The organism is Yoonia sp. F2084L (assembly GCF_023015625.1).
Lineage (GTDB): Bacteria > Pseudomonadota > Alphaproteobacteria > Rhodobacterales > Rhodobacteraceae > Yoonia.
In genome coordinates this window covers 983977-997120 of sequence record NZ_JALKAH010000001.1, presented here as the reverse complement: position 1 = coordinate 997120, position 13144 = coordinate 983977, and the positions used below count along the sequence as shown (strand labels likewise).

Annotated in this window: 12 protein-coding genes; 5 read left to right on the top strand and 7 right to left on the bottom strand. The window is 57.3% G+C overall.

Going from position 1 to position 13144, the window contains the following annotated elements; genetic code table 11:
• Positions 1-32: 32 nt before the first annotated feature.
• From MWU60_RS04910 to MWU60_RS04900, 3 genes are all read right to left on the bottom strand, one after another.
• Positions 33-1490: a DEAD/DEAH box helicase gene (locus MWU60_RS04910; RefSeq protein WP_247226006.1), complete on the bottom strand. Its 1458-nt coding sequence runs from the start codon at positions 1488-1490 to the stop codon at positions 33-35.
• Between the two features lie 118 nt (positions 1491-1608).
• On the bottom strand, positions 1609-2349 hold the full coding sequence (locus MWU60_RS04905; protein WP_247226005.1) for a hypothetical protein: 741 nt from the start codon (positions 2347-2349) through the stop codon (positions 1609-1611).
• Between the two features lie 10 nt (positions 2350-2359).
• Positions 2360-3955 carry a peptide chain release factor 3 gene (locus tag MWU60_RS04900; RefSeq protein WP_247226004.1) on the bottom strand — a complete coding sequence of 532 codons (1596 nt, stop codon included), beginning with the start codon at positions 3953-3955 and terminating at the stop codon, positions 2360-2362.
• A 100-nt stretch (positions 3956-4055) separates the two neighbouring features.
• On the opposite strand from MWU60_RS04900, the gene MWU60_RS04895 reads away from it, so the two are divergent.
• Positions 4056-4664, top strand: a complete 609-nt coding sequence (locus MWU60_RS04895; RefSeq protein WP_247226003.1) for a hypothetical protein — start codon at positions 4056-4058, stop codon at positions 4662-4664.
• Positions 4665-4673: 9 nt separating this feature from the next.
• On the opposite strand, the gene MWU60_RS04890 is transcribed toward MWU60_RS04895, so the two are convergent.
• Entirely contained in the window at positions 4674-5636 is a 963-nt protein-coding gene (locus MWU60_RS04890) for a Hint domain-containing protein (protein WP_247226002.1), read from the bottom strand.
• A 124-nt stretch (positions 5637-5760) separates the two neighbouring features.
• On the opposite strand from MWU60_RS04890, the gene MWU60_RS04885 reads away from it, so the two are divergent.
• The 4 genes from MWU60_RS04885 (at position 5761) to MWU60_RS04870 (ending at position 10781) form a co-directional block, all read left to right on the top strand.
• Positions 5761-6540, top strand: coding sequence for an SDR family oxidoreductase (locus MWU60_RS04885; protein WP_247226001.1), 780 nt, complete (start codon positions 5761-5763; stop codon positions 6538-6540).
• Positions 6540-7661: a hypothetical protein gene (locus MWU60_RS04880; RefSeq protein ID WP_247226000.1), complete on the top strand. Its 1122-nt coding sequence runs from the start codon at positions 6540-6542 to the stop codon at positions 7659-7661. Before MWU60_RS04885 ends, MWU60_RS04880 begins: the two co-directional genes overlap by 1 nt.
• A gap of 72 nt (positions 7662-7733) precedes the next feature.
• A complete protein-coding gene (locus tag MWU60_RS04875; RefSeq protein WP_247225999.1) occupies positions 7734-8804 on the top strand; it encodes an ABC transporter ATP-binding protein in 1071 nt (356 codons plus the stop codon).
• 234 nt (positions 8805-9038) lie between these two features.
• On the top strand, positions 9039-10781 hold the full coding sequence (locus MWU60_RS04870) for a phosphate ABC transporter substrate-binding/OmpA family protein (protein ID WP_247225998.1): 1743 nt from the start codon (positions 9039-9041) through the stop codon (positions 10779-10781).
• A 292-nt stretch (positions 10782-11073) separates the two neighbouring features.
• Here MWU60_RS04870 and MWU60_RS04865 read toward each other — a convergent pair whose 3' ends face one another.
• Genes MWU60_RS04865 through ccmI form a run of 3 tightly spaced genes read right to left on the bottom strand, consistent with a single transcriptional unit; the run spans position 11074 to position 12985 of the window.
• The gene (locus tag MWU60_RS04865) at positions 11074-11316 is read right to left on the bottom strand and encodes a DUF1289 domain-containing protein (RefSeq protein ID WP_247225997.1); all 243 of its coding nucleotides are present in this window, start codon (positions 11314-11316) and stop codon (positions 11074-11076) included.
• On the bottom strand, positions 11313-11789 hold the full coding sequence (gene ruvX / locus MWU60_RS04860; RefSeq protein ID WP_247225996.1) for a Holliday junction resolvase RuvX: 477 nt from the start codon (positions 11787-11789) through the stop codon (positions 11313-11315). The genes MWU60_RS04865 and ruvX overlap by 4 nt, the downstream gene beginning before the upstream one ends.
• Positions 11786-12985 (bottom strand): c-type cytochrome biogenesis protein CcmI, encoded by a 1200-nt coding sequence (gene ccmI / locus MWU60_RS04855; RefSeq protein WP_281493188.1) that lies wholly within the window; start codon positions 12983-12985, stop codon positions 11786-11788. Before ccmI ends, ruvX begins: the two co-directional genes overlap by 4 nt.
• Positions 12986-13144: the final 159 nt, after the last annotated feature.

Here is a 13144-nt window from a genome sequence, read left to right as displayed (position 1 = left end):
GCTTTGCTTTACCCAAGCCGTAAGCTTTTCGTCTACCCCTTCGCCCGCTCCGCAAAGCTCATTGCGATAAACGCGGGCGGCTCGTCACCCATACCCACAACCTTCGGGCCATTGTCCCGGCGGTCTGGCCCGCGTCCGCGTCCACCGCGTGTGCGTTCTTGGCGGGGCTTTTCTTCGGCATTCACCTCTGTCTTCGGCGCTTCAGCGGGTTTGGCTTCTTCAACCTTCGACGCCTCGACTTTCGCCGCTGGGGCGTCGTCTTTCTTGCGGCTTCGGCTGCGTGTCCGCTTGGGCTTTTCTTCGGTCTTTTCTAGCTCAGCCGCGGTCGGGGCCGCTGTTTTGCCGCCCGGCAGCTCCAAACGTGGGATCGTTGTTTTGACCAGACGTTCCACGTCCTCAAGGTTCTTCTCATCCCTTGGTACGCAAATCATGATCGCAACACCGGACCGGCCCGCACGACCGGTGCGCCCAATGCGGTGCACGTAGTCTTCGGCGTGGCTGGGCACATCAAAGTTAAAGACGTGGGTCACGGCGGGGATGTCCAGCCCACGCGCGGCCACGTCAGAGGCCACAAGAAAGCGCAATTTGTTGTCGCGGAACCCTTCCAGCGTGCGTGTGCGGTGGCTTTGGTCCAGATCGCCGTGGATCGGGGCCGCGTCATAGCCGTATTTATTCAATGACTTAGCGACAATATCGACGTCTGACTTGCGGTTACAGAAGATAATCGCGTTGGTGCAGGCGTCGCCTTCGGCATCAATCAATTTGCGCAATAACTCACGCTTTTCAGACGGCTCTTTGGGCTTTGCCGACCCTTTGAACATCACAACACCTTGCTTGATGTTCACGTTCGTCGTCGCGGCACGGGCCACTTCGATTTTGGCAGGGTTCGACAGGAAAGTATTGGTGATCCGCTCAATCTCTGGCGCCATAGTCGCACTGAAAAACAGCGTCTGGCGCGTAAACGGCGTGCGTTTGAAAATCTCTTCGATATCGGGGATGAACCCCATGTCGAGCATGCGGTCGGCCTCATCCACGACCATGATTTTCACGTCCGTCAGGATCAGCTTGCCACGCTCAAGGTGGTCCAGCAGACGACCAGGGGTCGCGATCAGCACATCGACGCCTTTGTCGATGATCTTGTCCTGATCCTTAAAGCTGGTGCCGCCAATCAGCAGGGCGCGCGATAGCTTGGTGTATTTGGCATAGGTATCGAAGTTCTCGGCCACTTGGGCGGCCAATTCGCGCGTCGGTGCCAGCACTAGCGATCGCGGCATGCGTGCCCGCGCACGCCCACGGCCCAAAAGGGTGATCATCGGCAGCGTAAAGGCGGCGGTTTTGCCGGTGCCAGTTTGGGCGATGCCCAAAACGTCGCGGCCTTCAAGGGCAGGGGCGATAGCACCCGCTTGAATAGGTGTGGGTGTGTCGTAGCCGGTTTCAGCTACAGCTTTGAGAACCTTGGGGGCAAGGTTCAAATCAGAAAACTTAATCATATACGTCCTATGTATGCGGATTCGGTCCGCAATCTGTGAAAGGACGCATTGTTCCGAGCGTCCCGCGTCGTGGGCCTTTGCAGGCCGTAAGTGCCGATACCGGATAAGGCGGTGTGCGTCAAGTTGAGGGCAGTTTTGCTGCCTTCGCCCGCATCAGTGCAAAGCGGCGAAATACAGTACCGTCGTCGGTGTTCAACGTGGTCAGCAGATGGCGGGTCAGATTGCCAATGGCGGGCGCTTTTTCGGCATCGCGCCAGAGAGGTGCAAGTAGATGCGCCTCAAGATCGCCTTGTAGGACGGAAAAATCCTTCATGTTCATGGGCATGGGTGATTTGTTGCGGTCTTGGGTGCGGAACGGGTCTTGCGGGGCTTTGCCGGAAAATGCGCGTTCTGCTTCATAGATTTTCATTAGCGAAAACAGCATGTTCATGCGGGCAGCAAGGTTGCGGTCGGCTTCTGTCACCCCGTGCTCAGCGAATGTGATCACCGCAGAGATAAGCCACCGGGTAGGTAGATTTTGCAAAAGCCAGTCTTCTTGCTCGGCCCAAAGCCGCAGGAAAAGCGCAGGCGCGCCATCGGGGTAAGTGTGTTTGCGCAAATGTGAGATCAGCAACCCATGCAGTAGCGCTAATTCGCTATGGCCCGTCAGTTCGCCCAAGAGCATGTGCCGTTTCTTTTCGACACGGGTAAGGCCATCCGGACGCGGCAGGTCTTGCGGGGGCAGGGGCATGGCGGCCAGTGCATTGAAATCCACATCCGGTGGTGGCAGGTCCGCACCGGTCAGCAACGCGCGGCGCTTTTGGTATTGCGCAAGCAAGGACACGATACCGCCGGGGAAAGTTTCGGTTTCGTCGCTCAAACGCCTCTCCCTACACCATCATTTCTTTCGTCGCCGTCAACGTCACATCCGGGTAGTCCCGCGCGACCCGGTCGATGTCCCATTGCAGCCGCGTCAGGTAAACAGTGTCCCCGTCGTTGTCCGTGGCGATGTGTTGTTTGTTCGCCTCGCTGAATTTATCGACAGCGTCCTTGTCACCGGCCACCCAACGAGCGGAGGTGAATTGTGACGCCTCAAAACGCACCGGCAGCCCGTATTCCATTTCGATCCGGCTGGCGAGCACCTCGAATTGCAGCGCACCCACAACACCGACGATAAAACCGGACCCGAATGTGGGTTTAAAGACCTTGGCGGCGCCTTCCTCGGCGAATTGCATCAGGGCCTTTTCAAGGTGTTTCGCTTTCATCGGATCACCCGCACGGCAGGTTTGCAGCAGTTCCGGCGCAAAGGACGGGATGCCGGAGACGCGGATCGCCTCGCCTTCGGTAAGTGTGTCGCCAATGCGCAATTGCCCGTGGTTGGGGATGCCGATGATGTCGCCGGCCCATGCTTCTTCGGCCAACTCGCGGTCAGCAGCAAGGAACAGCACCGGGTTCGTGATAGCCATCTGCTTTTTGGAACGAACATGCGTCAGCTTCATGCCGCGTTCAAAATGGCCCGAGGCAAGGCGCACAAACGCCACCCGGTCGCGGTGCTTGGGGTCCATGTTGGCTTGGACTTTGAAGACAAAGCCGGTCACGCTCTTTTCTTCAGGGGCGATATTGCGGGGCTGGGCGGTTTGTACCTGTGGTTCGGGGCCATAGGTGGCCAGCCCATCCATCAGTTCCTTGACCCCGAAAGAGTTCATCGCAGAGCCGAACCAAATCGGCGTCATGGAGCCATTCAACAGCGACACAGGGTCAAGCGTTGGCAGCAACTCCTTGGCCATTTCGATCTCTTCAAGGAATTTCTCAAGCAGATGCGCAGGCACATGTTCGGCCAGTTTCGGGTCATCCAAGCCACTGATCTGGATGCTTTCGGCGACCTTGTTGCGGTCGGCGCGGTCCATGATCTCCAGCTTGTCGCGCAGGATGTCATAGCAGCCCATGAATTCGCGACCGACCCCGATGGGCCAAGAAGCTGGGGTGACATCAATCGCTAGGTTTTCCTGAATTTCATCAATAATCTCAAACGTATCGCGGCTTTCGCGGTCCATCTTGTTACAAAACGTCAGGATTGGCAGATCGCGCAGGCGGCAGACCTCGAACAGCTTTTGAGTCTGGCTTTCCACGCCCTTGGCCCCGTCAATCACCATGACAGCGGCGTCAACAGCCGTCAGTGTGCGATAGGTGTCTTCGGAAAAGTCCGAGTGGCCGGGCGTGTCCACCAGATTGAAGCGATATTTCTCAAAATCAAACGACATGGCCGAGGCGGATACCGAAATCCCCCGGTCCTTTTCCATCTGCATAAAATCCGACCGCGTCCGCCGCGCCTCGCCTTTTGCGCGCACCTGTCCGGCCATCTGGATGGCGCCACCATATAGCAGGAACTTTTCGGTGAGCGTCGTCTTGCCTGCGTCCGGGTGCGAGATGATCGCGAATGTCCGGCGGCGAGCGATTTCAGGGGGGAGTTCGGAGCGATTTGTCATGGGGTTCGCTTTATGCGGTTGGGGCGCAAAGGGCAATCATGTGGCGCGGCTTAACCGAAGATTTGGGAATTATCGCTAGCTAGGGCTGCGGGGGTCTTTGATGAAACAACATGCGACAGCGATAGCTCTGCTGCTTTGCCTCGCTGCCTGTGGCGGCGGGGGTGGCGGCGGAGGCGGCAGCGGGATTGATCCGCGGCTTGCCCGGCTTGATATCTATGAGGCGCAGAAAACCCGCGTGCTGGGCAACCCCGGCGCGGGTGTCCCTGCGATGGATATGACACAGTTAGAAAATCTGCCGACCATGGGAACGATGGCCTTCGCCGGGTCTGCCACCTTGCGGGTTGAAACGGGTGCTGATCCGCTGGTGTTGTTCGGAGATGCCAATCTTGAGATGCGTTTTGATACGCAGGACGGCACGGGTACGTTGAACAACTTCTTTGGCAATAACGCGGCTGGGGCCGTGGTGGATTACGCTGGCGTGATTGATCTGAGCGCAGATTTGGCCGGGGCTGATCTGGGGTTGGACTATGCGGGCGCGCTGACGAACGCGGGCGATGTGCTGGCATTGAGCGGGCGCATGCAGGGTGCGTTTCTGGGGAACCCGGTCGGGGCGTTTGCCGCAGCAGATCTTGAAACAGACATCACCCAAAATGGAGAGGTGCGCGACGGCACGATCGTGGTGATCGGCGAAGTGCCTGCAATGCCCTGAGCGGTGCCGCTAGCGGGCAGAGGCTTTGCGCAAAAGCGTTGCCGTCTGGTCGGCGCGGATCAAGGTATCTTTGACCTCATAATCCAGATGCGGGCGATGGGCATGATCGGGGGATGATACGCCCTTGGGCAACGCATGGCGGGTGCGGGGATCAATCAAATGGGATTCGGCAGCGATCCCTTCGGCATAGATGATGTGATGGTCATCAAAGATCAGCTGAAAGTAGTCGATAAATCCACCGCGTCGCCGCACGACCGTACTGTGGTCAATCAGATGCCGGGCTTTGATCAAAACCTCGGAGCGTCCGGCCCCCAGTTGATCTTCGCGTTGGTAAATGAACAGGCGATGGTCGGGGCGCACCACAAGGTCATTGTCATTGTGCAAGGCCCCTTTGGTGATCACGACAGGGGCAAAGCTGCCGGTGGCGCGCAAGGTGGCTTGCGTGATGAACCGAATGGGTTGCTTGCCAGCGTCGCGGGTCAGCACCATGTCACCGGCCTGAAGCGTCTCAATTGCGCGCATCTTGCCATCGGCCATAGATATATTGGTGCCCCGAGCAAAGGACCCGCTGGCGGCTTCGGCAAAGCGGCGGGTGGCGGTGTGGCGTGCGACGCCGACGAGCCGATAGTCGACGCCTGAGCGCAGTTCACCCAGCGGCAACAGAAAAATCTCGGCCACGGTATCGTCTTCGACCTCAACAAGGATCAGCGCCTCATGCGTGCTGCCGTCGGGGGCCATCAGCGTCAGGCAACAATCGAGGTGTACGATGTTTTCGCCCGCGTGCGTGCGATGCAGACCTGTGGCATCTGACATCAGATCCAGCGCTGTCATCTGCGCGCCTGCGGTGATCTGAAACACGTCATCCATCACCAATTCATCCGCAAAGGACAGTGGCTCACCTTTCATCACACCATCGCTCGCGATCACCAGCGCGGCGGGGTAAACATCAATTGTGAGCGGGCGTGCGGTCATGGCTTATGGGATTACACGTGGCAGCCTGCGCCGCCAACCCCGAAGCGCCGCGATGATGATTTGCCCAACGTAAGGTGCAGTGCTAGGTCTGCCCGGGAACGAAGATTAAAGAAGGGACTGCATCATGGATCTGGGGATCAAAGGGAAGCGCGCACTTGTCTGTGCATCATCAAAAGGTCTGGGGCGCGGTTGTGCCGAAGCTTTGGCCGAGGCGGGTGTGAACCTTGTGCTGAACGGACGCGGCGCCGAGGCGTTGGAGGCAACTGCGGAGCATATTCGCAGCACCTACGGCGTTGATGTTGTCGCGGTGGCTGCGGATGTCGCGACCGAAGATGGGCGCGCGGCCCTTTTGGAGGCCGCCAAAGGCGTTGACATCTTGGTCAATAACGCAGGTGGCCCGCCTCCGGGGATGTGGTCTGATTGGGACCGGGATGATTTCATTGCCGCATTAGATGCCAATATGCTGGCCCCCATTGCGCTGATGAAGGCGCTGATGCCCGGCATGATCGACAAAGGCTGGGGCAGGGTGGTGAATATCACATCCGGATCGGTGAAAGCGCCGATCCCGCAACTGGGCCTGTCGAATTCGGCGCGCGCCGGTCTGACCGGATATGCAGCCGGTACCGCGCGTCAGGTCGCGCAGTTTGGCGTCAATGTGAACAACATGTTGCCCGGCATCCATGCGACAGACCGCGCCGTCAGCCTTGATACCGGTGTATCGAAGGCGCAAGGGATTGACATGGCGCAGGCAAAAGCACAGCGAGAAGCCACGATCCCGGCGCGTCGCTATGGCACAAAGGAAGAGTTTGGTGCGATGTGTGCATTCCTGTGTTCGCAACATGCGGGCTTTATCGTTGGCCAAAACATCGTACTGGATGGTGGCGCGATCAACGCAACCATCTGATGGCCAAGACGTTCAGCCTCAACGATCAGCTATTCAATCCCACAACCGTGGGGCAGTTGGGGCAGCACTTTGAAGAGGCGGGCGTCTTTGCGTCCGCCGCTTTCGTGAAGGACGTAGTTGCGCAGATGGGTCCCTTGGCCCTTAAAGAGCGGATCAATCTGATTGCTCAGGTTTTGGCTGACTACCTGTCAGACGATTTTCCGAGCGCTTGCGATGCTATTTTGCGGGCATTGCCCCCACCTTTGGATCCAGACTTAAGTGACAATGATTTCGGCCACTTTATCTATGCGCCTTTGGGCGTTTATGTCGAAAACCACGGGTTGGAATCACATTTGGCACTTTCGCTGGATATGCTTGCTGCGCTCACACAACGGTTTTCCATGGAATTCTCGGTTCGGGCGTTCCTCAACCGATGGCCTGATGAAACTTTGGCGCGGATGCAGGACGATTGGGTATGTCATGACAGCTATCATGTGCGCCGCTTGGTCAGTGAAGGGACCCGGCCCAAACTGCCTTGGGGTCAGGCCGTTGGGCTGACGCCGGCGCAAACCCTTCCTTTGCTTGATCAATTGCATGGTGATCCGACAAGGTTCGTCACGCGATCGGTCGCCAATCATTTGAACGATATCGCCAAGACTGATCCAGAGGCGGTGATTGATCGGCTGTCTGCCTGGCAGATAGCTGGAACGCAGGATGAAAAAGAACTGGATTGGATGCGCAAACATGCACTGCGCGGCCTGATCAAAGCGGGGCATGCGGGGGCGATGGCGCATCTGGGGTATGACCACAATGTCAAACTCAGCGTGACAGAGCTGGCTGTCACTCCTGACACGGTTGCGCGGGGGGATGCCGCTGAAGTCCGCATGACGATTACCCCAAAGACCGATGCCTCATTGATCGTTGATTATGTCATTGATTTCATGAAGGCCAATGGCGCACACGCGCCGAAGGTCTTTAAGCTGAAAGTGGTCAATGCCAAAGGTGGGGTTCCGCTTGTTTTGACCAAACGCCATGTCTTCAAAGACAACGCCACGACATTTCGGCTCTATCCCGGCCCGCACCGACTTCATGCTCAGGTCAACGGGCGTGTGGTGGCAAGCCTGCCTTTCGTACTGACCTGACCTTGCCCCGCCGCCTAAGTATTGTTAGGTCCGCTATACCTTAATGTTTTCGTCAGGGATGACGCCCCGCCTATGCAAGCCCCCCGCCTTGAGATCAAGAACATCGTCAAAGACTTTGGCGGCCGCCGGGTGGTCGATGATGTCAACCTGACGGTGATGCCCGGTCAGGTAACTTGCTTGCTAGGGCCGTCGGGCTGCGGGAAATCCACGACGCTGCGCATCGTCGCGGGGGTCGAAATGCAGGACAGTGGGACCATCCATGTAGATGGCAAACTGGTCTGTGATACGGTTTATCGGCTGCCGCCGGAACAGCGCAATATCGGGCTGATGTTTCAGGATTTTGCTTTGTTTCCCCACCTGACTGTGGCGCAGAACGTGGCCTTTGGCCTCAATGGTGGCAAAGTCACTGACCGCGTGCATGAACTGCTGGCAAAAGTCGGTATGTCCGCCCATATCGCGGACTATCCGCATCAGCTCTCAGGTGGCGAACAGCAGCGCGTCGCGCTGGCCCGCGCCTTGGCGCCGCGCCCGCAAATCATGCTGATGGATGAGCCGTTTTCCGGTCTTGATGACCGCTTGCGCGATGACATCCGTGACGAAACGCTCGAAGTGCTCAAAAGCGAAGGCACGGCCGTGTTGCTGGTCACGCACGAGCCGGGCGAGGCGATGCGCATGGCAGATGAGATCGCTTTGATGCGGGACGGAAGGATCGTGCAGCGGGGCGCGCCTTACAACATCTATAACGCGCCGGTTGATCTGGAGGCATCTGCTTTCTTTAGTGATATCAATGTGATCAAGGGTAAAGTTCAAGGCGCTTTGACGGATACGCCATTTGGTCAGTTTCTGGCACCCGGCGTACCGGATGGCACAGAAGTTGATATCGTGATCCGCCCGCAACACATCAAGATCGACTTTGATCGCGGTGGGCGCGGGCCCAATCCAACCTCCGTCGATGGAACGGCCGCGCGCGGCGTGGTCGAGAGGGCACGGTTCATGGGGGCGTCCAGTCTGGTAGAGTTTCGCATGGATTTTGACGGGTCCATCCTGAAAGCGGTTGTGCCATCGGTGTTCCTGCCCAAGCCGGGCATGCCGCTTTGGCTGATGATCCGGCGTGATAGGTGCTTTGTGTTTGCGGCCCGCTGATGGTGAGATAAGCGCATGACTGCATTGCGCCCAGAGTTCCTGATACCGCGCGGTGAATGAATGGCAGCTACCGTCTTCACGGTGAATTTGTGGTCAAATCATGTCAGATTTGAAGTCAAATAGCTTTAAATCCAAGGTCATGTTGTGGCACCTCCTAAATCCTACATAATGTCCTGTTTAAAACATTTTTTTGGGTTAGAACGACGTGTTGTACACAAGAAAGTGAATGATCTGATGGTTATCAAAGATTCAAAGGGCTTCGCCGTTCGCCCGCTCGAACTGCGCAAAAAAACAATCCTCATTCCGGCGATAGTAGCAATGCAAATTATGGGGGCTCAAGCGTCCGCAGAGGAAGTGACGCTGCGGTCCGCTGATGGCAGAGTTCAAATCAACGGAGAGATCGCTGCGTTCGATGATGAGACAATCATTGTTAACTCTGATTTGGGGCCGCTGCGTATTGTGCGTTCACAGGTGACGTGCACGGGCGAAGGCTGTAAGGTGCTTGAGGGCGACGATGATGATGATAACGATGAAATCGCCGCCGATATTGATTTCACGTTTGAGATGATCGCCTCCGCAGGGATTGCAGATCAGTTGTTGCCCGTGATTGCGCAGGGCCTTGCAGACCGCTTTGAAGCAACCGTGACGACGACAGATGCCTTTGGCCAACCCTTGCCTGACGACATCGGCCGACCATTGCCCGGTGGTCCAGAGGACGACGACGATGACGACGATGATGCGCGGTCAGATGATGACGACGACGATGATGATGAGATCGAGGATCTGATTGATATCCGTCTACGCACCGCCGACGGTGAAGATGTGCGGCGTTACGGTGTCGTGATCGAGGAAGAAGAGGAAGCGATCGAGGAACTGTCCGAAGGCGATGTTGAGATCATCTTCCTTGATGAGCCGGCCGAAGAGGATGACATCGCAGAAGTCGCAGAAGGCGGCGGTGGCATTATCACCGATGCCGGACAAGAACGTGTTCTCGCGGTTGAAGGCCTCGTGGTTGCCGTATCAACCGAGAATCCGATTCCGCAGATTAACGTCGACGACATTTCCCGCATTTTTGCCGGTGAAATCAACAATTGGGCAGAGATTGGTGGCCCGAATGCTGATATCAATGTCTATTCCTTCGACGAGGCGAATGCCGCGATCCACTATGTCGACGAGCTTGTTCTGGAGCCTGCCGATAAGGAATTGGGCGATAATATCAATGTCATCCAAACCATGAGCGAGATGACCAGCAAGATCGCAGCCGACCCGTTTGGCATCGGTGTTGTTCCGTTTGCCAACAAGCGCGACACCCGTGCTGTGCCTGTTGCTTCTAGCTGTGGGATCGTCAACACGCCGTCTATCTTCACGATCAAGACAGAAGAATACATCATGCAGCGCCGGTTCTACGCCTACAACCGGGCTTCTGTATCACCTGAAGCGCGTGAATTCCTCGATTTCCTTGATGATGAAAGCCTTGATGATCTTGTCCGTAAGGCCGGGTTCATCGACCTTGGTGTGATTGCTGCGCCGCAAACCGCGAATATTGAACGCGCTCAAGCACAGATGTTTGATACCGATGACGCGACTGAACTGCGACGCCTGCGCGATCTGATCCGCGACTTGCAATCCACGGAGCGGTTGTCCACGAACTTCCGTTTTGCATTGGGATCAAGCCGGTTGGACGTGCGTTCACAAGCCGATGTCCGTCGTATTGCGGATTACATCATTGCGGAACGTCCGTCTGAAGTGATCTTTGCAGGCTTCACAGATTCGATTGGTTCATTTTCGACAAACCAGGTGTTGTCTGACAATCGCTCTGCCACTGTGCGTGCCACTGTTCTGGCGCGTCTGCCAGCCGATGTCCGCAACCAGGTCAGGTTGACGTCTGTGGGCTACAGCGAGCTAGAGCCTGCGGCATGTAATGATGCAGACAGCGGTCGTCGTGTGAACCGCCGTGTCGAAGTCTGGGTACGTTAAACGAAATAGTGTTTGAGCGGGTTCTCTCCGCTCAAACACTGCCAGTCCGTCAATTTAGACCAAAACAACATCTGCGTGGTTCTATATCTCAGCTTGTTGGCGTATTACTTGTGCCGCTTCGAAAGAATACAGCTCTTGCACGATATCCCAGCTCTAAGCCGCTGCCCGTTCGTCAGCGATTAGGTATGAGCTAACCACAATGCCTTAGAGTCTGTTGCATAGAGAGCAGACATTGGCCGACTTCTCGTCAAGGCCTGCTTTATCCCACGTTGCCGACATCCCACCGCGGTTGCTACTTCAATCGTGCGGCCCGTCCGCCGCGTCGTTTCGTGATCTTGCCGGCCCGCGACGGCAATTCATCCATCACCTCTGACCGCGCTGCGGCGGTCATCCGCGACCAGCCACCGATTTCATCAATCGACCTTAAACACCCTGTGCACAGACGGCTTTTGGGTTCAATCACGCAGACCTTCACACAAGGGCTCTCGATCTCGGCGCGCGCCCAGATGTGGTCGGTATTTTCGGGCTTTGTCACGTCTGATTCCTTAGATGCGCCATGCGGTCCAGCATGCCTTGCAAGATATACCCCGCCGCCACGTGGTCAATGACCTCGGCGCGACGTTTGCGTGACGTATCCGCCTCTAACAACGCGCGTTCGGCAGCGACGGTCGATAGGCGTTCGTCCCAAAAGGTGATGGGCAGGGGTGTCAGCTTTTCAAGATTGCGCGCAAACGCGCGGGTGGCTTGGCAGCGCGGCCCCTCAGAGCCATCCATGTTCATCGGCAGACCCAGCACCAATCCGGTGATCATCCGGTGTGTTGTCAGCTCCAGCAGTTTTGCCGCATCCACGCCGAATTTCTTGCGTTTGATTGTCTCAAGTGGTGTGGCGACCGAGCGCATCACGTCCGACACCGCAACGCCGATCGTGACGGTCCCAAGGTCTAGCCCGGCAATCGCGCCCATTTCAGGGATTGCGGCCACGAATGCCTCAGGCGTGTTGCAGATCATTCCTCAAGCACGCCTGCATCACGGGCTGCATTGGTCAGAATTTCCATGCCGCGCATACTGCTTACGAAGACTTGCTGCGCTTCGGTCCAGACCATCCGTGCGGCCTCCTGATCGCCCAAAACACCGTAAGCGCGGATCAAACGGGCCCAGTCCTGCGCCGGGCCGCCTTCGTTGGCCAGCCTGCTGGCAAGGCCGGACACCATACCGCCGATCATTGCCTGGCGGTCTTCGGGTGACATGTCCTGTGCGGCGTCCATCTGTTCAAACGACGGGCCTCGTGCCTCGGGCACTGCATATTCAACACCGGCCCGAAAGGCCGCGTCGCTGACTTGCGCGCGGGCGCTGGCGATATGGAAGTTATTCGGATCGCCGGTTTCGATAATGCCGCGCCACAGGCGCAGTGCCAGATCGGGGCGGTCGGTTTGATTGTAAAGTGCGCCGAGATAATAGCGGGCCGCTATATTCTGTTCGTCCTTTTCAAAGACTTGGCCGATCACCTCTTCGGCCTCGGGTGACACCAAACCACCTGCGGCCACAACTTTCAGGTCAAGCAAACGCTGCAAATCGGCAACCTCTGCCCCGTCGCCTTTGATCGCGATCACCTGCGCCTGCGCGTCTGCGGCACCGGCATAGTTGCGCAACTCAACCTCGTGAAAGGCCAGCCTGCTCCAGGCTTCAAGATCATCGGGGCGGTTCGGCGCGATGATGCGCAACTGATCAATCGCCTCGCGGTAGTCATCGGGCACATCAACCGGCGGCGGCGCAGGCGCTACGGCCTCCAATGCATCTTGGGAGGGGCGGTTCAGGCGCATTTCCTCGCTTGCCGCAAGGCGTGCTTGCAATGGCAAATCGGGGTAACCTGGCGCACCAATGGCCCAATAAGTGCCGAACCCCAAGCCAAGCATTGCCACCCCAATGACCGCTGAAAGCCAGCGTGTTGGCGTCCCGGCCGCATCAGGTGCTTTTGCAGTTTTGTTGGCGGCAAGCAGGCGGCGCGCCACTTCGGCGCGTGCACGCTCGGCCTCGTCAGGGGCGAGCAAATCGCGTTCCAGATCGCGATCAATCTCGGCCAATTGCGCGCGGTATATTGCGATATCAGGGTTGTCGTCGCCCACGTCTTGCGGGCGCAGCAAAGGCGTTACCATTAAAACCGTCACGGCCACTGTCATAACAGTGCAAACAATCCAGAAAATCATAGGTCTTCGCGTCCCCTTGCTGATGCTGACATAAACGCCCTGTCGCGCCATGAAAAGGGGCTGCGACGGCATGACAATTCACGACATCGCCAGCATGTCGTAAAAGACGAAATATACGCCGCTGAGAGGAACCTCTTGGGTCTGCGCAGGGTTCAGATA

Excerpts from the sequence above, each read along its gene's own strand:
- MWU60_RS04910 (WP_247226006.1), bottom strand. The coding sequence starts at position 1,490 with ATGATTAAGTTTTCTGATTTGAACCTTGCCCCCAAGGTTCTCAAAGCT.
- MWU60_RS04900 (WP_247226004.1), bottom strand. The coding sequence starts at position 3,955 with ATGACAAATCGCTCCGAACTCCCCCCTGAAATCGCTCGCCGCCGGACA.
- MWU60_RS04895 (WP_247226003.1), top strand. The coding sequence starts at position 4,056 with ATGAAACAACATGCGACAGCGATAGCTCTGCTGCTTTGCCTCGCTGCC.
- MWU60_RS04890 (WP_247226002.1), bottom strand. The coding sequence starts at position 5,636 with ATGACCGCACGCCCGCTCACAATTGATGTTTACCCCGCCGCGCTGGTG.
- MWU60_RS04885 (WP_247226001.1), top strand. The coding sequence starts at position 5,761 with ATGGATCTGGGGATCAAAGGGAAGCGCGCACTTGTCTGTGCATCATCA.
- MWU60_RS04880 (WP_247226000.1), top strand. The coding sequence starts at position 6,540 with ATGGCCAAGACGTTCAGCCTCAACGATCAGCTATTCAATCCCACAACC.
- MWU60_RS04875 (WP_247225999.1), top strand. The coding sequence starts at position 7,734 with ATGCAAGCCCCCCGCCTTGAGATCAAGAACATCGTCAAAGACTTTGGC.
- MWU60_RS04870 (WP_247225998.1), top strand. The coding sequence starts at position 9,039 with ATGGTTATCAAAGATTCAAAGGGCTTCGCCGTTCGCCCGCTCGAACTG.
- ruvX (WP_247225996.1), bottom strand. The coding sequence starts at position 11,789 with ATGATCTGCAACACGCCTGAGGCATTCGTGGCCGCAATCCCTGAAATG.
- ccmI (WP_281493188.1), bottom strand. The coding sequence starts at position 12,985 with ATGATTTTCTGGATTGTTTGCACTGTTATGACAGTGGCCGTGACGGTT.